This window comes from Streptomyces varsoviensis (assembly GCF_000718635.1).
Classification (GTDB): Bacteria; Actinomycetota; Actinomycetes; order Streptomycetales; family Streptomycetaceae; genus Streptomyces; species Streptomyces varsoviensis.
In genome coordinates, this window is sequence record NZ_JOBF01000004.1 from 83,756 (window position 1) to 104,150 (window position 20,395).

At 72.9% G+C, this 20,395-nt stretch carries 15 protein-coding genes; 11 read left to right on the forward strand and 4 right to left on the reverse strand.

Annotated elements, in window-relative coordinates:
- The first annotated feature begins 46 nt into the window (after positions 1 to 46).
- The 8 genes from hisC (at position 47) to IF55_RS09200 (ending at position 13,943) form a co-directional block, all read left to right on the forward strand.
- Complete coding sequence (hisC, locus tag IF55_RS09165) at positions 47 to 1,126, forward strand: histidinol-phosphate transaminase (protein ID WP_030882320.1); 1,080 nt, start codon at positions 47 to 49, stop codon at positions 1,124 to 1,126.
- A gap of 347 nt (positions 1,127 to 1,473) precedes the next feature.
- Positions 1,474 to 3,063, forward strand: coding sequence for a cytochrome ubiquinol oxidase subunit I (locus IF55_RS09170; protein ID WP_030882321.1), 1,590 nt, complete (start codon positions 1,474 to 1,476; stop codon positions 3,061 to 3,063).
- Between the two features lie 22 nt (positions 3,064 to 3,085).
- The gene (cydB, locus tag IF55_RS09175; RefSeq protein WP_030882324.1) at positions 3,086 to 4,093 is read left to right on the forward strand and encodes a cytochrome d ubiquinol oxidase subunit II; all 1,008 of its coding nucleotides are present in this window, start codon (positions 3,086 to 3,088) and stop codon (positions 4,091 to 4,093) included.
- A 15-nt stretch (positions 4,094 to 4,108) separates the two neighbouring features.
- Positions 4,109 to 7,747 carry a thiol reductant ABC exporter subunit CydD gene (gene cydD, locus IF55_RS09180; RefSeq protein WP_037964767.1) on the forward strand — a complete coding sequence of 1,213 codons (3,639 nt, stop codon included), beginning with the start codon at positions 4,109 to 4,111 and terminating at the stop codon, positions 7,745 to 7,747.
- A gap of 10 nt (positions 7,748 to 7,757) precedes the next feature.
- Positions 7,758 to 9,503 carry a sensor histidine kinase gene (locus IF55_RS09185; protein ID WP_078643961.1) on the forward strand — a complete coding sequence of 582 codons (1,746 nt, stop codon included), beginning with the start codon at positions 7,758 to 7,760 and terminating at the stop codon, positions 9,501 to 9,503.
- Between the two features lie 270 nt (positions 9,504 to 9,773).
- The gene (locus tag IF55_RS09190; protein ID WP_157854357.1) at positions 9,774 to 10,946 is read left to right on the forward strand and encodes a M23 family metallopeptidase; all 1,173 of its coding nucleotides are present in this window, start codon (positions 9,774 to 9,776) and stop codon (positions 10,944 to 10,946) included.
- A 451-nt stretch (positions 10,947 to 11,397) separates the two neighbouring features.
- The gene (locus IF55_RS09195; RefSeq protein WP_030882332.1) at positions 11,398 to 12,789 is read left to right on the forward strand and encodes a glutamine synthetase family protein; all 1,392 of its coding nucleotides are present in this window, start codon (positions 11,398 to 11,400) and stop codon (positions 12,787 to 12,789) included.
- Positions 12,789 to 13,943, forward strand: a complete 1,155-nt coding sequence (locus IF55_RS09200) for an amidohydrolase family protein (RefSeq protein ID WP_030882335.1) — start codon at positions 12,789 to 12,791, stop codon at positions 13,941 to 13,943. The genes IF55_RS09195 and IF55_RS09200 overlap by 1 nt, the downstream gene beginning before the upstream one ends.
- 48 nt (positions 13,944 to 13,991) lie before the next feature.
- On the opposite strand, the gene IF55_RS09205 is transcribed toward IF55_RS09200, so the two are convergent.
- Positions 13,992 to 14,861, reverse strand: coding sequence for an HAD family hydrolase (locus IF55_RS09205; RefSeq protein WP_030882339.1), 870 nt, complete (start codon positions 14,859 to 14,861; stop codon positions 13,992 to 13,994).
- A 118-nt stretch (positions 14,862 to 14,979) separates the two neighbouring features.
- Here IF55_RS09205 and IF55_RS09210 point away from each other — a divergent pair, with 118 nt between their 5' ends.
- From IF55_RS09210 to pspAB, 3 genes are all read left to right on the forward strand, one after another.
- Complete coding sequence (locus tag IF55_RS09210; RefSeq protein WP_030882342.1) at positions 14,980 to 15,870, forward strand: LLM class flavin-dependent oxidoreductase; 891 nt, start codon at positions 14,980 to 14,982, stop codon at positions 15,868 to 15,870.
- Positions 15,871 to 16,006: 136 nt separating this feature from the next.
- Positions 16,007 to 16,912: a zinc metalloprotease HtpX gene (gene htpX / locus IF55_RS09215; RefSeq protein WP_030882345.1), complete on the forward strand. Its 906-nt coding sequence runs from the start codon at positions 16,007 to 16,009 to the stop codon at positions 16,910 to 16,912.
- 277 nt (positions 16,913 to 17,189) lie between these two features.
- Entirely contained in the window at positions 17,190 to 17,771 is a 582-nt protein-coding gene (gene pspAB / locus IF55_RS09220; protein WP_030882347.1) for a PspA-associated protein PspAB, read from the forward strand.
- Between the two features lie 79 nt (positions 17,772 to 17,850).
- Here the strand turns inward: pspAB and IF55_RS09225 are convergent, their stop codons facing one another.
- The 3 genes from IF55_RS09225 to IF55_RS09235 form a co-directional block, all read right to left on the reverse strand.
- Positions 17,851 to 18,303, reverse strand: a complete 453-nt coding sequence (locus IF55_RS09225) for a hypothetical protein (RefSeq protein ID WP_030882349.1) — start codon at positions 18,301 to 18,303, stop codon at positions 17,851 to 17,853.
- An 88-nt stretch (positions 18,304 to 18,391) separates the two neighbouring features.
- A complete protein-coding gene (locus tag IF55_RS09230) occupies positions 18,392 to 19,354 on the reverse strand; it encodes a MerR family transcriptional regulator (protein WP_030882351.1) in 963 nt (320 codons plus the stop codon).
- Positions 19,355 to 19,377: 23 nt separating this feature from the next.
- On the reverse strand, positions 19,378 to 20,289 hold the full coding sequence (locus IF55_RS09235) for a metal-dependent hydrolase (protein ID WP_030882355.1): 912 nt from the start codon (positions 20,287 to 20,289) through the stop codon (positions 19,378 to 19,380).
- Positions 20,290 to 20,395 lie beyond the last annotated feature (106 nt).

A 20,395-nucleotide genomic window follows, 5' to 3' on the forward strand; every position in this document is an offset into this window, starting at 1 on the left:
AAGGTATGGAGTATTGAGTGGTACGGGACGTCGAGGAGGACCTGCGGTGACTGAGAAGACCCCGAGGCTGCGCGCCGCGTTGGACAGCCTGCCGACCTACAAGCCGGGCAAGCGGGCGGCGGCGGACGGCCCGGTCGTCTACAAGCTGTCCTCCAACGAGAACCCCTACCCGCCGCTGCCCGGCGTCCTGGAGAGCGCGGTCGCGGCGGCCGGGGCCTTCAACCGCTACCCGGACATGGCGTGCACGGACCTCGTGACCGAACTGTCGGAGCGCTTCGATGTCCCCGTCGACCACCTGGCCACCGGCACCGGGTCGGTGGGCGTCGCGCAGCAGTTGGTGCAGTCCACGGCCGGCCCCGGCGACGAGGTCATCTACGCCTGGCGGTCCTTCGAGGCGTACCCGATCGTCACCCAGATCTCGGGCGCGACCTCGGTGCAGGTGCCGCTGACCGAGGACGAGGAGCACGATCTTGAGGCGATGCTGGCCGCGATCACCGACCGCACCCGGCTGATCTTCGTCTGCACCCCCAACAACCCCACGGGCACCGTGCTGCGCCGGGCCGAGCTGGAGTCCTTCCTGGACCGGGTCCCCTCCGACGTGCTGGTCGTGCTGGACGAGGCGTACCGCGAGTTCAACCGTGACGAGGACGTGCCGGACGGAATCGATCTCTACCGCGACCGCCCCAACGTCTGCGTGCTGCGCACCTTCTCCAAGGCGTACGGGCTGGCCGGGCTGCGGATCGGCTTCGCCGTGGCGCACGAGCCGGTGGCGGCGGCGCTGCGCAAGACGGCGGTGCCGTTCGGTGTGAGCCAGCTCGCACAGGACGCGGCGGTCGCCTCGCTGCGCAGCGAGGACGCGCTCAAGGAGCGGATCGACGCGCTGGTGGTGGAGCGGCGCCGGGTGGTGGAGGCGCTGGTCGGGCAGGGCTGGAAGGTCGCGGAGACGCAGGCCAACTTCGTGTGGCTGCGGCTGGGGGAGCGTACGACGGAGTTCGCCGCGGCGTGCGAGCGGGCGGGCGTGGTGGTCCGGCCGTTCCCGGGCGAGGGCGTGCGCGTGACGATCGGCGAGCCCGAGGCGAACGATCTCTTCGTCGAGGCCGCGGCGGCGTTCCGCAAGGAGCTGTGACGCCCGCGCCCGCTGTGACGAGCCTGTTGTGACGCCCGCGCCCGTTGTGACGCCTGTGACGCACCCCGTTGTGACGCCCGCGTCCCCTGGGGCGCCCCTTTCCCGGTAGCCCCTAGCAGACATCACGAGGTACCTCCAGACGTCCTGCGCCGCTTTGTGGCGCGGGGCGTCTTTTTTCGGCCCCCCGCCCGAACGTCGCGTGGGTGTGTGCGTCATAATTGCTTGTGAATGTGAACGCGTTCACAAGCGTGTCCCCTTATGTCCGTCTTACGTCCGGCTTGCGAGCGGACATAAGGGGCGCATCGCGGCTGAGCGAGAGCGGTACGAAAGGTGAAGGAGAGTCCGACGTGAACCTCGCTTTGGCGCCGGAGACCTTGGCGCGATGGCAGTTCGGCATCACCACCGTCTACCACTTCCTCTTCGTGCCACTCACGATCAGTCTCGCGGCGATCACCGCCGGCCTGGAGACGGCCTGGGTCCGTACGGGCAAGGAGAAGTACTTCCACGCGACCAAGTTCTGGGGAAAGCTCTTCCTCATCAACATCGCGATGGGCGTCGTGACCGGCATCGTCCAGGAGTTCCAGTTCGGCATGAACTGGTCCGACTACTCGCGCTTCGTCGGTGACGTCTTCGGTGCGCCGCTCGCGATGGAGGCGCTGATCGCCTTCTTCTTCGAGTCCACCTTCATCGGGCTGTGGATCTTCGGCTGGGACAAGCTGCCGAAGAAGATCCACTGCGCCTGCATCTGGATCGTCGCGATCGGCACGGTCCTCTCGGCGTACTTCATCCTCGCCGCGAACTCCTGGATGCAGCACCCGACCGGCTACACGATCGACAAGTCGACGGGCAAGGCGCAGCTCACCGATATTTGGCGGGTTCTGACCCAGAACACGACGCTGACGCAGTTCTTCCACACCATCACCGCGACCTTTATCGCGGGCGGCGCGTTCGTCGTCGGCGTCGCCTCGTACCACCTGTGGAAGGCCAAGCGGCGGCAGGCGGCCGGCCAGGCGCCGGGGGAGAAGGAGCGCAAGAAGATCGGCGCGATGCGCAGCTCGCTGCGGGTCGGCCTGGTCGTCACGGTCATCGCCGGGCTGGGCACGGCGATCAGCGGCGACACCCTCGGCAAGGTCATGTTCGAGCAGCAGCCCATGAAGATGGCGGCGGCCGAGGCGCTGTGGGAGACCAAGGAGCCCGCGCCGTTCTCCGTCTTCGCGGTCGGCAACGTCAACAAGGGCCACAACACCGTCGAGCTGTCGATCCCCGGTGTGCTGTCCTTCCTCGCCCACGACAACTTCGCCGACTCGGTCCCCGGCATCCACGACACCGCCAAGGCCGAGGCGGAAAAGTACGGTGGTGAGCCGGAGGACTACATCCCCAATATCTTCGTGGCCTTCTGGGGCTTCCGGCTGATGATCGGCGTCGGCATGACGTCGTTCGTCGCGGGCCTGATCGGATTGTGGACGACCCGCAAGAAGCGGTGGCTCGCCCCCGAATTCCGAACGGGCGACGAAGAGGTGCCACGGCTGATGCTCACCAAGCGGACCGAGATGAGCACCTTCTTCACCAAGTGGTCTTGGCGGATCGGCATGCTCACCATGCTCTTCCCGATCGTCGGCATCGCCTTCGGCTGGATCTTCACCGAGATGGGCCGCCAGCCCTGGGTCGTCTACGGGCTGATGAAGACCAAGGACGCGGTGTCGCCCGGCGTGGGCACCGGCGAGGTCATCACCTCGATGGTGGTCTTCACCCTCCTCTACGGCATCCTCGCCGTCGTCGAGGCCCGGCTGCTCGTCAAGTACGTCAAGGCCGGCCCCGACCTCGACGAAAAGCCGCCGGCCAAGGACCCGCGGCTGCGGCTCCCCTCCGGCGGCGACGGGGACGGGGACGCCGCCGAGTCCGAGGACGCCGACAAGCCGATGACATTCGCCTACTGACACGGGAAGGGAGAGAACGACCATGCATCTTCACGACTTCTGGTTCCTGCTGATCGCCGTCCTGTGGATCGGCTACTTCTTCCTCGAAGGCTTCGACTTCGGCATCGGCGTCCTGACCAAGGTCCTCGCCAAGGACCGCAAGGAGCGCCGGGTGCTGATCAACACGATCGGCCCGGTCTGGGACGGCAACGAGGTCTGGCTGCTGTCCGCCGGCGGCGCGACGTTCGCCGCCTTCCCCGACTGGTACGCGACCCTCTTCAGCGGCTTCTACCTCCCGCTGCTGCTCATCCTGGTCTGCCTGATCGTGCGCGGCGTCGCCTTCGAATACCGGCAGAAGCGGCCCGAGGAGCGCTGGCAGCGCAACTGGGAGCACGCCATCTTCTGGTGCTCGCTGCTCCCCGCCTTCCTGTGGGGCGTCGCCTTCGGCAACATCGTGCGCGGGGTGCCGATCGGCCCGGACAAGAACTACACCGGCACCGTGCTCGACCTGCTCAACCCGTACGCCCTGCTCGGCGGCGTCGTCACGCTGGTGCTCTTCACCTTCCACGGCGCGGTGTTCGCCGCCCTCAAGACGGCCGGCGACATCCGGATACGGGCGCGGCGGCTCGCGACCGTACTGGGGCTGGCCACGGCCGTACTGGCGCTGGTCTTCCTGATCTGGACGCAGGTGCACACCGGCAACGTCCGCAGCCTGGCCGCCATGATCGTCGCGGTCGTGGCGCTGGTGGCGGCGCTGGGCATGAACCGACTGGGGCGCGAGGGCTGGGCGTTCGCCCTGTCCGGGGTGACCATCGCGGCGGCGGTCGCGATGCTCTTCCTCGCCCTGTTCCCCAACGTGATGCCGTCGTCCACCAACCCGGAGTGGAGCCTGACGGCCGCCAACGCGGCGTCCAGCCCGTACACGTTGAAGATCATGACGTGGGTGGCGGTCATCATGACGCCGCTGGTCATGGCCTACCAGGCATGGACGTACTGGGTGTTCCGCAAGCGGATCGGCACCCAGCACATACCCGACCCGGCCACGCACTGACGAGGAACGTTCCACGTGAAACCCGTCGACCCCCGCCTGCTCACCTACGCGAAAGCGACACGCCTCTTCCTGGTCGCGACCGTGGCCCTCGGGCTGGCGGGGGCCGGGCTCGTCATCGCCCAGGCGATGCTCATCGCCGACGTGGTCGTCGGCGCCTTCCAGCACGGCCGCACCGTCGGCGACCTTGCGGGACGGCTGCTGCTGCTCGGAGCGGTGGCGGTGGGCCGGGCCGCCGTCTCCTGGCTGACGGAACTGGCCGCCCACCGCACCAGCGCCTCGGTCAAGTCCGAACTGCGCGTGCGGCTGCTCGCGCACGCCTCGCGGCTGGGCCCGGCATGGCTCAGCCGGCAGCGCACCGGCGAGCTGACCACGCTCGCCACCCGCGGCATCGACGCGCTGGACGACTACTTCGCCCGCTATCTGCCCCAGTTGGGGCTCGCGATCGTGGTGCCCGTCGCCGTCCTGGCCCGTATCGTCACCGCCGACTGGGTCTCGGCGCTGATCATCGTCATCACGCTGCCGCTCATCCCCCTGTTCATGATCCTCATCGGCTGGGCCACGCAGTCCACCATGGACCGGCAGTGGCGGCTGCTGTCCCGGCTGTCCGGGCACTTCCTCGACGTCGTCGCCGGGCTCCCCACCCTCAAGATCTTCGGGCGCGCCAAGGCGCAGGCCGAGTCGATCCGTTCGATCACGGCCGACTACCGGCGGGCGACGCTGCGGACCCTGCGGATCGCCTTCATCTCCTCCTTCGCCCTGGAACTGCTCGCCACGGTCTCGGTGGCCCTGGTCGCCGTGGGCATCGGACTGCGGCTCGTACGCGGCGAACTCGACCTCTATACGGGCCTCATGGTGCTGGTGCTCGCGCCCGAGGCGTATCTGCCGCTGCGGCAGGTCGGCGCGCAGTACCATGCGGCGGCGGAGGGGCTGTCGGCCGCCGACGAGGTCTTCGCCGTGCTGGAGAGCGAGCCGGCGACCGCGCCCGGCACCGTCGCCGCGCCCCGGGCGGCCGAGGCGGCGCTGACCGTGGAACGGCTCGTCGTCCGGCACGAGGGGCGCCCCCGGGCCTCCCTGGCCGAGACCTCGCTGGAGGTCGCGCCCGGCGAGACCGTCGCCGTCGTGGGCCCGAGCGGCGTCGGCAAGACCACGCTGCTCAACGCCGTACTCGGCTTTGAGCGGCCCGCGAGCGGGCGGGTGCTCGTGGGCGGCGCGGATCTCGCGTCGCTCTCCCCCGAAAGCTGGCACGACCAAGTGGCCTGGGTGCCGCAACGGCCCTACCTGTTCGCCGGGACGGTCGGCGAGAACGTACGGCTGGCGCGGCCGGACGCCGACGACGCGCAGGTGCGGGACGCGCTGCGCGAAGCCGGTGCCCTCGACTTCGTGTCCATGCTGCCGCACGGCACCGACACCCGGCTCGGCGAGGACGGCGCGGGGCTCTCCGCCGGGCAGCGGCAACGCGTGGCGCTGGCCCGCGCGTTCCTCGCGGACCGGCCGGTCCTGCTGCTCGACGAACCGACGGCGAACCTCGACGGCGAGACGGAGGCGTCGGTCGTCGACGCGGTCCGCCGGCTGGCCGTGGGCCGCACCGTGCTCATCGTCGTCCACCGCCCGGCCCTCCTCGCGGTCGCCGACCGGGTCGTGCGCCTGGAGCGGCCGGAGGACGATTCGGCGCGGGAGAGCGAGGCGGCTGCCGCACGTACGGGTGGGGGCGCTGCCGCGCTTACGGGCGGGGGCGCTGAGGCGCGTACGGACGAAGCCGCCGCTTCGGATACGCGCGAGGCCGTCGCTGCCCGTGCGGACGAGGCCGCCGAGGCGGGGCCTGCCGCCGGGGGCGGCTCCGGCCTCTGGGACGTTCCCGAGGAGCGGCGGGCCGGCGTGCTCGCGGCCGTACGGGCGGCGGGCCGCCCCCTGCGCGGGCGGTTCGCGTTCGCGCTGCTGCTCGGGGCGCTCGCGCTCGGCAGCTCGGTGGGGCTGATGGCCGTATCCGGCTGGCTGATCTCGCGGGCCTCCCAGGAGCCGCCCGTGCTCTATCTGATGGTGGCCGTCACCGCCACGCGCACCTTCGGTATCGGCCGGGCCGTCTTCCGCTACGCCGAGCGGCTGGTCTCGCACGACGCCGTGCTGCGGGTGCTGGCCGGGCTGCGGGTGGCCGTGTACGCGCGCCTGGAACGGCTCGCCCCGGCCGGGCTGCGCGAGACGCGCCGCGGCGACCTGCTCTCCCGCCTGGTCGCCGATGTGGACGCGCTGCAGGACTACTTCCTGCGCTGGCTGCTGCCGGTCGGCTCGGCGGTCCTGGTGGGCGCGGCCTCGGTCGGCTTCCTCGGCTGGCTGCTGCCGGAGGCGGGCGCGGTGCTGGCCGCCGGGCTGCTGGCGGCGGGAGTGGGCGTGCCGCTGGTCTCCGGCGCGGTGGCCCGCCGCGCGGAGCGGCGGCTGTCCCCGGCCCGCGGCGCGCTGGCGACGCGGGTGGTCGACCTGCTCAGCGGCACGGCGGAGCTGACGGTCGCGGGCGCCCTGCCGGGCCGGGTCGCGGCGGTGCGTTCCGCCGACGCCGAGCTGACCGGCGTCGCCCGGCGCGGCTCGGCCGCGACGGCGCTCGGCTCCGGCCTGTCCGCGCTGGCGGCGGGGGTGACCGTGGCGGCCGCGGCCTGGGCGGGCGTGCAGGCGCTGCACGCCGGCCGGCTCGGCGGGGTGTGGCTGGCGGTGGTGGTGCTGCTGCCGCTGGCCGCGTTCGAGGCGGTCGCGGGGCTGCCGCTGGCCGTGCAGTACCGGCAGCGGGTGCGGCGCTCCGCGGAGCGCGTGTACGAGGTGCTGGACGCGCCCGTACCGGTCGCCGAGCCCGCCGCGCCGCTGCCGGCCCCGGCCTCCCCGTTCCCCCTGCGCGTACGGGACCTGACCGCGCGCCACGCAGGGCAGCCGGAACCCGCGCTGGACGGCTTCTCGCTGGAGCTGACGGCCGGGCGGCGGGTCGCGGTGGTGGGCGTGTCGGGCGCGGGCAAGACGACGCTCGCGCAGGTGCTGCTGCGCTTCCTGGACGCCGAGTCCGGCGCGTACACGCTGGGCGAGGAGGGCCGGGACGCGTCCTCCATGGCCGGCGACGAGGTGCGCCGGCTGGTCGGGATGTGCGCGCAGGACGCGCATATCTTCGACAGTTCGGTGCGCGAGAACCTGCGGCTGGCCCGTACGGACGCGAGCGACGCCGATCTGCGGGCGGCGCTGCGCGCGGCCCGGCTCCTGGAGTGGGTGGACGGCCTCCCCGAGGGGCTCGACACGCTGGTCGGGGAGCATGGCGCGCGGCTGTCCGGCGGTCAGCGCCAGCGGCTCGCGCTGGCGCGGGCGCTGCTGGCCGACTTCCCGGTGCTGGTGCTGGACGAGCCCGCCGAGCATCTGGACCTGCCCACGGCGGACGCGCTGACGGCGGATCTGCTGGCGGCCACGGAGGGCCGTACGACCGTGCTGATCACGCACCGTCTGGCGGGGCTCGACGCGGTCGACGAGGTGGTGGTGCTGGAGCGCGGGCGGGCCGTGCAGCGCGGCGCGTACGGGGAGCTGGCGGTGGTGGACGGGCCGTTCCGGCGGATGCTGGAGCGCGAGCGGGAGACGGAAGGCCCGGACACCAGCCATAGGCGACTTTCACTTGCAAATGGGACTTACTAGTCTCTGGTTTATGGCAGCCACGTCAGCACCACAGGACTCACCGAGCCCTCGGGACCCGCTGGACCCAACCGATCCGCTGGACATCGCCACCGAGGCGAACCGCAGCCTCCAGGGCCTCTCCACGGAGCTGACCGCCCGCGTGCCGCGGCTGCTGGAAGCCATGCGGTCGGTCGGCAACGGGCTGGAGCTGCGCACCACGCTCGACCGCATCGCGGAGACCGCGGCGGAGCTCGCCGACGCCGAGTACGCCGCGATCGGCGTCATCGACGCCGAGGGCCAAGGGCTGTCGGAATTCATCACCTACGGCGTGTCCGAGGAACAGCAGGCGCTGATCGGCGGCCTGCCCGACGGCCGCCGCGGACTCCTCGGCGCCCTCATCCGACGGCCCGAGACGGTCATACTCGCCGATCTGACGGCGGACCCGCGCTACGCGGGCTTCCCGCCGAACCACCCGCCGATGCACACCTTCCTGGGGGTCCCGATCAAGGTGCAGGGCGAGACCTTCGGCAATCTCTACCTCGCCGAGAAGCGCGGCGGCGGGCTGTTCAGCGACGCCGACCTGAACATGGTGCGGGTGCTGGCCACCGAGGCGGGCATCGCGATCGGCAACGCGCGCGTCTACGAGGAGGGCCGCCAGCGGATGCGCTGGATCGACGGCTCGGTGGCCGTCACCACGGCGCTGCTCTCCGGCAGCGACGCCGAGGACGCCCTCGTCGTCGTCGCCGAGCAGGCCCGCCGCCTCGCCGACTCGGCCGCGGGCATCGTGCTGCTGCCCGACAACGAGGGCGGCCTGGAGATGGTGGCGGTCAGCGCCGACAACGCCGCCGGGCTCCTCGGCACGGTGATACCGCCGCACAGCCCCGTCGTCTCCCAGCTCCTCGCCGGGGAACCGGTGTACGTCGACGACTCGGCCACCGACGAACGCATGATCACCGACGCGGCGCCGCTCTTCGGCCCGAGCATGCTGCTGCCGCTCAAGAACGGCGACCGGGTGCTGGGCACCCTCGCCACGCCCAGGAGCCGCGGCGACCGCAAGTTCACCGACACCGAACGCACCCTCGCGGCCCAGTTCGCCGCGCAGGCCGCGCTCGCGCTCGTACTCGCCGACGCGCAGCGCGACCGGGAGCGCCTGGCCGTCTACGAGGACCGCGACCGGATCGCCCGCGACCTGCACGACCTGGTCATCCAGCGGCTGTTCGCCACCGGGCTGATGCTGGAGAGCGCGCAGCGCAAGGCGATCGTGCCCGACGTGCAGGTCAAGGTCGGGCAGGCCGTGGACGAGCTGGACGTGACGATCCAGGAGATCCGTACCGCGATCTTCGCGTTGCAGCAGGGGCCGGCGGAGGCCCCCGCGGGGCTGCGCACCCGCGTCCTGCGGGAGATCGGGACGGCCGCCGTGCCGCTGGGCTTCCAGCCCTCCGCGTCCTTCGTCGGGCCGGTCGACGCGAAGGTCGGCGAGCTGACCGGCAAGAACCTCATCGCCGCGCTGCGGGAGGCGCTGTCGAACGCCTTCCGGCACGCCGAGGCGTCCCGGATCGAGGTGGTCGTCGACGCGACGGCCAAGCTGCCGGACGGTCGCGACGGGGTGCGGCTCACCGTCGCCGACGACGGAATCGGCATCCCCGAGGGCGGCCGCCGCAGCGGCCTGAAGAACCTCGCCAAGCGGGCCGAGTCGCTGGGCGGCTCCAGTACGTACGGCCCGGGGCTCGGGGAGGACGGCGGCGGCTCGCGCGTGGTGTGGGAGGCGCCTCTTTAGCCGCCCGTTCAGGGAGGTCTTCGAGCGCCCATCCAGGGATGCCCTCGGGCACCCATTCAGGGAGGTCGTCAGGCACCCTTTCAGGGACGTCTCCATGGACACCTATATGGACGCCCTGAGGCAAAAGCGGGCCCTTCTTTAAAAGAAGAGGCCGGGTTCGGCCGGGAACGCCTCCATGGGGCGGCCGTTGCGCCAATCGGTCCTCTGCGCGAGCGGTCGGGCACGTGCCGGGAAACGATCCCAAGCATGCGATGCTCCCACCGTCGTCCCGTGCGTCTCCTCCGTCCCCTACGCCCCTTTCGGCCGGGCCGTATCCGCCGTCCCCTCCGGCTCGGCCGCCGGCCCCGCGGCCGTCCCGGCAGCCCGTGGCCTTGGAGCCGCCGGCCGCGTCCCCTCGGCGCCCTGTGCGCGCTCGGCCTGGTCCTGGCCGGGCTGATCTCGCTCACCGGCCCCGGCCCCACCGCCGCGCTGAGCGCCCCTCAGCTCATGGCGCGGGCCAGCTCCGAGGTGCTGCGGCTGGAGGCGGCGGCGCAGAGCGCCAAGGCTGGCTACGAGCAGGGGCGGAGCGTGGAGCGGGCGCAGCGGCTGCGGTCGGCGCGGCTCGCGGTGATGCTGCGGGACCGCCGGGCCGCGGCGGCGGCGCTGCGCGAGGAGACGGCGGCGCTCGCACGTGAGCGGCGCGGCCTGCGGGCCCTGAGCGCCGACGTCCGCGTACCGGCCTGGGGCGGCCCCTGGGAGCTGCTGCACCGTCAGGCGGCGGTGCGGCAGCGCGCGGACGGCCTGCAGCGCATGACGGGCGAAACGCGCCGCATGAGCGCGAAGCTGGCCGCCGAGGAGCGGGTGGCGACCGCCGCCTGGCACGCACTGACCCAGCGGACCGCGCGGCTGCGCGGCCGGGAGCAGCGCGCCGAGCGGCGGCTGGAGACGGCGCGCGGCGCGCTGCGCTGGATGGCGGCGGCGGCCTCGGCCAACGGCAAGTGCGGCGCGCTGCCGCGCCCCGCGGCGGCGGGCTCGTCCGCCGTCTCGCTCGCCGCGGGCGTGGGCTGGACGCGGCCCGTGGCGTCGTACGAGCTGTCCGCGGGCTTCGGCGGCTCGGGCTCGCGCTGGGCGAAGGGCCACACCGGGCAGGACTTCGCGGTACCGGTCGGCACGCCCGTACGGGCCATCGGCGCGGGCACGGTCGTCTCGGTCGGCTGCGGGGACGCCTTCGGCATCAGCGCGGTGATCCGGCACCCGGGGGGCTGGTACACGCAGTACGCCCATCTGTCGGCGCTCTATGTGGCGCGGGGCACGCGGGTGCGGGCCGGCGACTGGATCGGGCTGTCCGGCTCGACCGGCAACTCCACCGGCCCCCACCTGCACTTCGAGGTGCGGAAGGGGCCCGAGTACGGGACGGCCGTCGATCCGGTGGCATGGCTGAAGGCGCGCGGCGTGCGGTTGTGACGGGCGTGCGGTGTGCGGCTGGGACAGGCCGGCGGCCGGGCCGCCGGGGCAGCGTGCGGTGTGCGGCTGTGGAAGGCGTGCGGAGGTGAAGGCGCGCGGCGGCTGGGAAGGACGTGTGGGGCGGCTGGGTCAGGCGTGCCGCGTGCGCTTGTGACAGGCGTGCGGCTGTGAAATAGGCCCGGCGGCCCGGTTTATTTCGCTCATGTCGGCTGAAGGGGCGTGCTTTACGGCGGCGTCGGTGACCGGGGAACGTGGGTGACGCGGTGCCGGGAGCGTGTTCCACGGCCGAGGAGGCGCGGCGTATGGCTGAAGCGCCGGCTCCTCCCGCCGGCCGCGCGTCGAAGGCGTGCGATCGGGACATGGACACCGGTACGGCGCGCCATGGACGCCGGGGCACGGCATCCGACGAGGCACGGCCGGCGGGACGCGCCCGGCCGGACGAGGAGACCGCATGGCTGACGACAGCACCACGGAGGCACGCACCGCCGAACAGCGGCCGACGCCCCGCCAGGAGGCGGCGCGGCTCACCGCCGAGGGCGTCCACGTCATCGCGCTCACCTGGGTCGACAACGCGGGCATCACCCGGGTCAAGACCGTGCCGACCGCCCGGCTCGCGGCCGTCGCGGAGCGCGGCGTGGGCATGTCGCCCATCTTCGACGTCTACACCTGCGACGACTACATCACCGCCTCCCCGCACGTCGGCGGCCCCGACGGTGATCTGCGGCTCATCCCCGACCTCCGCCGGCTGACCGTGCTCGCCGCCCAGCCGGGCTGGGCCTGGGCGCCCGTGGACCGCTACGGCCAGGACGGCACCCCGTACGCCTGCTGCCAGCGGCAGTTCGCCCGCCGGATGGCGGAGCGGGCCGCCGAAGCCGGCTTCGAGGTGCGGATGGGGTTCGAGACGGAGTGGGCGGTCTCCCGGCCCGCGCCCGACGGCGCGTTCGACGCCGCCTGCGCGGGGCCGGCCTACGGCATGACGCGGATCGTCGAACTCTCCGACTACGTCCGGGCCGTCGCCGAGGCCCTGGCCGCCCAGGGCATCGAGGTGCACCAGATCCACCCCGAGTACGGGGCGGGCCAGTTCGAGGTGTCCACCGCGCCCGCCGACCCGGTGGGCGCCGCGGACGAGGTGGTGCTCGTCCGCGAGACCGTACGGGCCGTCTCCGCGCGGCACGGCCTGCGCGTCACCTTCGCGCCCGTCGCCCTGGCCGGGGAGGTCGGCACCGGCTGCCATCTGCACTTCAGCCTCGGCCGGAACGGACGCAGCCTGCACCGCGAGAGCGGCGCGCCGTACGGGCTCGACCCGGCGGCCGTCGCGTTCCTCGGGGGCGTCCTGGACGCCCTGCCGGCCCTGTCCGCCGTCGGCGCCCCCTCGCCCGCCAGTTACCTGCGGCTGAGGCCCTCCCAGTGGGCGGGTGCCTACCGCTGCTGGGGAGTGGAGAACCGGGAGGCGGCGCTGCGGCTGGTGCGGGGCGTCTGGGACGACCCGGACGGCGGCAACGCGGAGATCAAGTGCGTGGACGCCGCGGCCAACCCGTACCTGCTCGCCGGATCGGTCATCGCCGAGGGCCTGAACGGCGTCGCCACCGGCGCGAAACTGCCGCCGCCGGTCGTCGGCGACCCGGGGGCGCTCAGCGAAGCGGAACGCCGCGAGCGCGCCATCGACCAGCTCCCCTCGACGCTCACCGAAGCCACCGACCTTTTCGAGCGACAAGAAGTACTGCGCGACGCGATGGGAGACGTCCTCCATGGGGCGCTCGTCGCCGTGCGGCGGGCGGAAGCGGAACGGAGCGCGGGCCGCGCCCCGGAGGAGGTCGTGGCCGCGACCCGCTGGCGGTACTGATGGCCTGGCTGCCGCTGCCGCCGCTGGTCGACCACCACTGCCACGGCGTGCTCCGGGGGGAGCTGGACGCCCGTGCCTTCGAGAGCCACCTCACCGAGTCGGACGCGCCCGCTCCGCCGGGCACCACCTTCTTCGACACCCAGACGGGCTTCGCGGTGCGGCGCTGGTGCCCGCCGCTGCTCGGCCTGGAGCCGCACTGTCCGCCCGCCGCCTATCTCGCGCGCCGCCGCGAGCTGGGCCCGTACAAGAGCCGCAAGGCGCTGCTGCGGGGGACCGGGATCGGCGCCTACCTCGTCGACACCGGGCTGCCCGGCGACCTCACCGGCCCCGACGAGCTGGCGGGCGCCGGGGGCGGCACGGCCCGCGAGATCGTCCGCCTGGAGACGCTGGCGGAGCGGATCGCGGACGGCCTGCCCCGGGGACCTGCCGCGCGGGCCCCGGGGGACGCCGCCCCCGCCTTCGTCGCGGGCGTCGAGGAGGCCGTGCGGGCGGCGGCCCGTACGGCCGTGGGCTTCAAATCCGTCGCCGCCTACCGCCACGGGCTGGCGCTCGCCCCCGAGCCGCCCGCCCCGTACGCGGTCCACACGGCCGCCCGCGCCTGGCTGACGGGCCGCCGCGCGGGCGACCGGGTCACCGATCCGGTGCTCCTGCGCCATCTGCTGTGGCTGGCGGTGGCCACCGGGCTGCCGCTGCAACTGCACACCGGCTTCGGCGACCCCGACCTGCGGCTCGACCGCGCGGACCCGGTGCTGCTCACGGACTTCGTACGGGCCACAGCCGGCGCCGGCGGCCCCCTGGTCCTGCTGCACGGCTACCCGTACCACCGCCAGGCCGCCTACCTCGCCAACGTCTTCCCGCACGTCTACGCCGACGTCGGGCTGTCCCTCACCCACACGGGGACGCGCGCCGAGGCGGTCCTGGCCGAGTTTCTGGAGCTGGCGCCGTTCGGCAAGCTGCTCTTCTCCACCGACGCCTACGGACTGCCGGAGCTGTACGTCGTCGGCGCCGAGCTGTTCCGTACGGCGCTGCGCGCGCTGCTGGGCCGCTGGGTCGAGGACGGCGCGTGGTCGGCGCCGGACGCCGAGCGGGTCGCCGCCCTCATCGCCGCCCGCAACGCGCGGCGCGTGTACGGGCTGGAATGCGTACGGGGCTGAACCGGCGGCCGGGGGCCGTACCTGATACCCGGAGCCGGCTCACCTGCCTCAGGCGGCGATGATCCGCTCTATGACGGCCGCGACGCCGTCCTCGTTGTTGGCGGCGGCGTGGCGCGGCGTCGCGGCCAGCACCTCGGGGTGCGCGTTGGCCATCGCGTACCCGGTCCCCGCCCAACTGAGCATTTCCAGATCGTTGGGCATATCGCCGAACGCCACCACTTCCTGCGGCGCGATCCCGCGCTCGGCACAGCAGCGGGCCAGAGTGCTGGCCTTGCTGACGCCGAGCGCGCTGATCTCCAGCAGCGCCGTCGGGCTGGACCGGGTGAACGAGGCGTACTCGCCGCCGACCGTACGGGCGAGGGCGAGGAAGTCGTCCGGGGCGAACTCCGGATGGTGCGCCAGGAGCTTGAGTATCGGCCCCGGCGACCCGCCCTCCTCCGTCAGAAGCTCCTCCGCCGGGGCGACGACGGCACCCGGGTCCAGATGGAAGGGCGGGTAACTCGGCTCGTAGTCGATGCCGCTGGTGCGCTCGATGGCGAACGAGGTGCCCGGAGCGGCGTCGCGCAGCGTCCCGACGACGGCCGAGGCGTCCTCGGTCTCCAGCGGCCGCACCTCGACGAACCGTCCGTCCCCGTGCAGATCCACGACGGCGGCGCCGTTCGCGCAGATCGCCAGCCCATGCCCGTGCACATGGTCGCGGACCACATCCATCCAGCGGGCCGGTCGCCCGGTGACGAAGAAGACCTCGATCCCCGCCCGCTCCGCCGCGGCCAGCGCCGCGACCGTACGCTCCGAAACGGACTTGTCGTCCCGGAGCAGCGTCCCGTCGAGATCCGTCGCGATCAGCCGGGGCGCGGCCGCCGGCCGCTGCGAGAAGGAAGGCCCTGGCTGCTCGGTCGCTGAAGTCACGCTCCCCATTCTCATATACGCCCCCGCATGCGGACGCCACAGAGCCCCCAGCGGCCGCGGACGCCGCGTGCGGTGTGTCACTGCTGGTCACTGCGGGTTGTCAGTGGCACCGCCTACGCTCGCGGGCATGCGACTGAGCACTGTGATTCTTCCTCACCGACGCTGGGCCGACGGGGGCCGACAGGCGTGGCAGCGAGCCGAGGAGCTCGGCTTCGACACCGCGTACACGTACGACCACCTCTCGTGGCGCTCCTTTCGCGACGGGCCGTGGTTCGGCGCGATTCCTACGTTGACCGCGGCGGCCGCCGTCACCTCGGGCATGCGGCTGGGCACCCTGGTCACCTCCCCGAACTTCCGCCATCCGGTCACCCTCGCCAAGGAGCTCATCTCCCTCGACGACATCTCCGGCGGGCGCGTCACGCTGGGCATCGGGGCCGGGGGCTCCGGGTTCGACGCGACCGCGCTGGGCCAGGAGGCGTGGACGCCGCGGGAGCGGGCGGACCGCTTCGGCGAGTTCGTGCCGCTGCTCGACTCCCTGCTCAGCCAGGACGTCGTGACCTACGAGGGCACGTTCTACTCGGCGCACGAGGTGCGCAACATCCCCGGCTGCCTCCAGCGGCCGAGACTGCCCTTCGCCGTCGCCGCGACCGGGCCGCGCGGCATGGAGCTCGCCGCGCGGTACGGGCAGGCGTGGGTGACCACCGGGGACCCGAAGCTCTTCGAGACGGGCACGCCGGCCGAGTCCCGGGCGGCCATCGCCCGGCAGGCGGAGCGGCTGGACGCGGCGTGCGAGGCCGTGGGCCGCGAGGGCGCCGCCCCGCGCAAGATTTTGCTGACCGGCTTCACGCCGGACCGGCCGCTGGCGTCCTTCGAGGCGTTCGTCGACTTCGCGGGCGACTACGCCGATCTGGGCTTCGACGAGATCGTGGTGCACTGGCCGATCCCCGACTCCTTCTTCGAGGCGGACCACGCCGTCTTCGAGAAGATCGCGACAGAGGCGGTGGCGCAGCTCCCCTGAGCCCATCCCGGGTCGCGATATTCCGGTTCGCGGTGCTCCTCACACCGTCCCTTATCCCGCTGATAACCGTTCCAGGGGGACAATCGAGGGAGAGGCACGGCGGGGGGCACGGTCCACAGAGCCTTGGAGGTTCCCCATGCAACGCTCACGATTCGCCCCGGACAGGGGGCTGACGACCCGCATGGTGAGCACCATGTTCTTCATCGGACTGCTCTATGTGGTGTTCGTCGGTGTGCTGATGGTGGCGTTGCGCGGGGCCTGGCCGGTCATCCTGATCATCGCGGGCGGGCTGTTCATCGCGCAGTTCTGGTTCAGCGACCGGATCGCGGCGTTCAGCATGGGCGCGCGGGAGGTCACCCCGCAGGAGGCCCCCGAGCTGCACGGCGCCGTGGACCGGCTGTGCGCGCTCGCCGACATGGACAAGCCGCGGGTGGCGATAGCCGACAGCGACGTGCCGAACGCCTTCGCGACCGGCCGCAACCAGAAGAAGGCCCTGGTCTGCGCCACGACCGGGCTGCTGCGGCGGCTGGAGCCGGAAGAGCTGGAGGGCGTGCTCGCGCACGAGCTCTCGCACGTCGCCCACCGGGACGTGGCCGTCATGACCATCGCCTCCTTCCTGGGCGTCCTGGCGGGCGTCATCACCCGCATCGGCTTGTGGGGCGGCTTCCGGCGGGCCGGCGGCCGGGACAACAACACGGCCATCGCGATGCTGCTGATCCCCCTGATCAGCGCCATCGTCTACGCCATCAGCTTCCTGCTGACCCGGCTGCTGTCCCGCTACCGCGAGCTGTCCGCCGACCGGGCGGCCGCCCTGCTCACCGGGCGGCCCTCGGCCCTGGCCTCCGCGCTCACCAAGGTCACGGGGCAGATGTCCCAGATACCCACCCGCGACCTGCGGCAGGCCGAGCCGTTCAACGCCTTCTACTTCGCGCCCGCCTTCTCCTCCAAGGAGAGCCTGAGTCGGCTGCTCTCCTCCCACCCGACGCTGGAGCAGCGGCTCGACCAGCTCGGGAGGATATCGGCCCAGCTCGGACGCCCGTAAGCCGACGGCGGTGGTCCGGCCCTCCGCCGTGTGGCCGTCCGCCCCTGCCCGCCTGTCCCTGCCCGACTGCCCGACTGCCCGTCTGCCCGACTCGCCGCCCGTAGCCAGTGCCATCGCCCCTGAACCCGACCCGCCGCCCGTAGCCCGCGCCACTGCCCGTAGACCCGACCCGCCGCCCGTAGCGCCCGTAGGCCCGCTGGACTTCCGTCCAGAGCCTCGGGAGCCTCGGGCACCCGCCCGGACACCCCTCGACCGGATTCGACAGGAGCCATCGACCGTGGGCTTTCTCGACGCCATCCTCGGCCGCAGCAAGCCGGTCCGTCCTGACCTGGACCAGCTCTTCGCCCTGCCGTCCGCCGCCATCACGCTGGAGGCGGGGGCCGGCTTCACCCCCACCGGGCTCGGCTCGGTGTGTTTCGCGAGCGTCGAGGGCGGGGCGTTCACCCAGCTCCAGCAGGACGTACGGTCGCTCCTCGACGCGGACACGGAGCGCGGCGGCGTGCCCGTGGAGTTCAGCCAGGACTCGTACGGCTATACCTGGCTGCTCGCGCGGCAGCCGGCCGACGACGTGGCGGGGCTGGTCAACGACCTGCACGCGGTCAACACGCTGCTGCAGGACGGCGGCTTCGGCCCGCAGTTGCTCTGTTCCCTGCTGGGTTTCCAGGACGCCGACGGGCGCTCCCTCGCGCTCGTCTACCTCTACAAGCGGGGCACGTTCTACCCCTTCGCGCCGCTGCCCGGCGGGGACAAGCGCGACAACGGCCTGGAGCTCCAGGTGCGGGGGCTGCTGGGCGACGATCTGCGGATAGAGACGGAGCTGAACCGCTGGTTCCCGGTCTGGGGCGCGCCGGGGCTGTGAGGCCCGTACGGCGAGGCCATGGCGGAGTCGCCGTTACGCGCGGTGTCGGTGCTACGGGCGGGATACGCGCTCGAAGCGCTCAGCGGACCCTGCTGCCGAGCCACGGCGTCAGGGCATGGCGCAGGATGAGTTCCTTGTAGGTATCGTCCCCGGGCAGCGGCACCACGAGCCGCCAGCCGGGCGGGAAGAAACGTCCCTTGACGTGGGCGAGCCCGCCGTACACGGACCGCAGGAAATCGGGCACCGAGTCGCGCGGTACGTCGTGGAACTCCACGGTGTCCACGGAGATCTTCGCGTCGCCCTCGGAGTACAGCTCGATGTCGATCCGGGGCGAGCCGCCCAGCTCGATGTACGCCTCGTGCGGAAGGGAACCGTCCGCGTCGGTCACGACCCCCACCCCCGCGGCTGAGCGCCGGGCGGACCGGTCGGCGCCGATGTCGTCGGTGACCTCGATCGCCAGGCCGTACTCGCGCGCGACCGCACGGACGGCGACGACGGCGGCCTCGGTGCTGGCGAAGTGCGGGCGGTCCATACCGCCCCATTTTGCCGTACGGGCGTTCGTCCGCCGTTCCTCAGGCGTACGGTCCGTCCCGGCGCCCCGGAGCTTCCCGGGGTCGGGCTCAGGGCCGGGACGTGCGGCGGGAGGACAGCTCGTCCATGGTGCGGGCCTGGACCTCGCGCAGGGTCGCGGCCGTGACGAAGGCGGCCGCGTTCTCCTCGCCGACCAGCTCGCGCACCGCGCGTAGCAGGTCGGCCGGGAGGGCGACCGGCTCCTCGGCGCGGGAGCGGGGCGCGGCGGGCCGGGCGGGGCACGGGGCGGCGGCGCGCGGGGGAGAGGCGGTCACCTCGCTGAGCCGGCGGCGCAGATAGCGGGTGGCCAGCGTGCGCATGGCGCGGGCCAGCTCCGCGTCCACGGTCTGCTGGGCGAGCGGCCGCAGCCGCCGCACCAGGGAGGCGGCCTCCGCCGCCTCGTCGTCGCTCGGGGTGTGGTCGAAGTACTGCTGGAAGACGTGTTCCGTGGTGAAGTCGAGGAAGCGCCCGGCGATGTGCTCCACCTGGCTCCGCAACTCGCGGAGGTGGCCGGAGATGGCGAGCAGCGGGATGCCCGCGGCGTGCAGTTCGGCGGCGACGGCCAGCTCCTGCGGGCTGGGCACGAGGAACTCGTCCCGGGCCCCGGCGACCCGCACCAGGACGCCGAGCTCCACGGCGTCCTCGACGGCCTCGTCGTCCGGTTCCCCGCCGAACCGCTCGTCCAGCTCCGCGCGCGTTATCCGCCCGGTCTCCTCGTCCGTCCACGGCCCGTCGACCTCGGCGACCAGGCCCAGCACCCCGCCGAGCCCCCGCCCCGCGTCCCACGCCTCCAGCAGCTCCTTGATGGAGGCCAGGGTGAAGCCGCGGTCCAGCAGGCCGGAGATCTGCCGCAGCCGCACCAGGTGCGAGTCCCCGTACACGTTGGCGCGGCCCCGGCGCTCCGGCTTCGGCAGCAGCCCGCGGTCCTGGTAGGCGCGGATCGTACGGACCGTGGCGCCGCTGCGGTGGGCCAGCTCCTCGATCCGGTACTCCGCCGGTGACTGCTCGGACACGCTGTCGCTCCTCGTGAGACTTCCTAGGAGACGGCCGCGCGGCCGGCCGCGCCCGCGGCGGCCCGCGCCGCCGGCGAGGACGCCAGGTATGCGACGGCCCTGCGCAGCGACCCCTCCTGCGAGGGATGGTACGACCGCCGGAAGTAGCGCGGGACGGCCGAGCCGAGTTCCCGCCAGGTGGGCAGCAGACCCTTGCGAACGGCCCTGTTGTGCTCGCGCAGCGAGTACCGTGTGCGGCCCGCCAGCTCGGGGTCGTGGCGCAGGAGGTAGGCCGCGCCCCAGGCCCAGAGGTACGTGATGACGGGCGCGGTGACGGCCATGCCGAGCACCCGGCGGGTGTAGCGCGGCAGCCCCGCGCCGCCGCAGTGCTGGTACATGTCGAAGGCCACGGCCCGGTGCTCGACCTCCTCCGCGCCGTGCCAGCGCAGCAGGTCGAGCATGACCGGGTCGGGCTCCGCCCGGTCCAGCCCCTCGGCGCGCAGCACCCAGTCGCCCAGCACCGCCGTGAACTGCTCTATCGCGGCGATGACCGCCAGCCGGAAGCGCAGCCACTCCTCGGCCGGGACGGGTATGCCCCGCGGCGGGCGCTCGCCGAGCAGCACGTCGAAGAGGAAGTCGACGTGCCGGGTGTACGGGCCGGTGTCCAGGCCCTGCTCGGCGAGGTGGCCGAGGACATAGGCGTGCTGCACGCTGTGCGTCGCCTCCTGCCCCATGAAGCCCTTGACGTCCTTGAGCAGCTCCGGGTCGCGTATCAGCGGCAGGCCCTCCTTGAAGACCTTGACGAACCACCGCTCGCCCGCGGGCAGCAGCAGGTGCAGCACGTTGATGACGTGGGTGGCGGTGGGCTCGTCCGGTATCCAGTGCAGCGGCGTGCGCCGCCAGTCGAACGCGACTCGCCGCGGGGCTATCTCGTAGTGCTCGCCGTGCTCGCTCACATGCGGCTCCTCTCCGACGTCCTCCGTGCCGCTCTTGTCGGGCACGTGCGGCTCTTCTCCGACGGCTCCCGTGCCGCTCTTCTCCGACGGCTTCCGTGCCGCTCTT

Coding starts and splice junctions, on each gene's coding strand:
- cydB (WP_030882324.1), top strand. CDS start 3,086: ATGCATCTTCACGACTTCTGGTTCCTGCTGATCGCCGTCCTGTGGATC.
- IF55_RS09185 (WP_078643961.1), top strand. CDS start 7,758: ATGGCAGCCACGTCAGCACCACAGGACTCACCGAGCCCTCGGGACCCG.
- IF55_RS09195 (WP_030882332.1), top strand. CDS start 11,398: ATGGCTGACGACAGCACCACGGAGGCACGCACCGCCGAACAGCGGCCG.
- IF55_RS09200 (WP_030882335.1), top strand. CDS start 12,789: ATGGCCTGGCTGCCGCTGCCGCCGCTGGTCGACCACCACTGCCACGGC.
- IF55_RS09205 (WP_030882339.1), bottom strand. CDS start 14,861: ATGGGGAGCGTGACTTCAGCGACCGAGCAGCCAGGGCCTTCCTTCTCG.
- IF55_RS09210 (WP_030882342.1), top strand. CDS start 14,980: ATGCGACTGAGCACTGTGATTCTTCCTCACCGACGCTGGGCCGACGGG.
- htpX (WP_030882345.1), top strand. CDS start 16,007: ATGCAACGCTCACGATTCGCCCCGGACAGGGGGCTGACGACCCGCATG.
- IF55_RS09225 (WP_030882349.1), bottom strand. CDS start 18,303: ATGGACCGCCCGCACTTCGCCAGCACCGAGGCCGCCGTCGTCGCCGTC.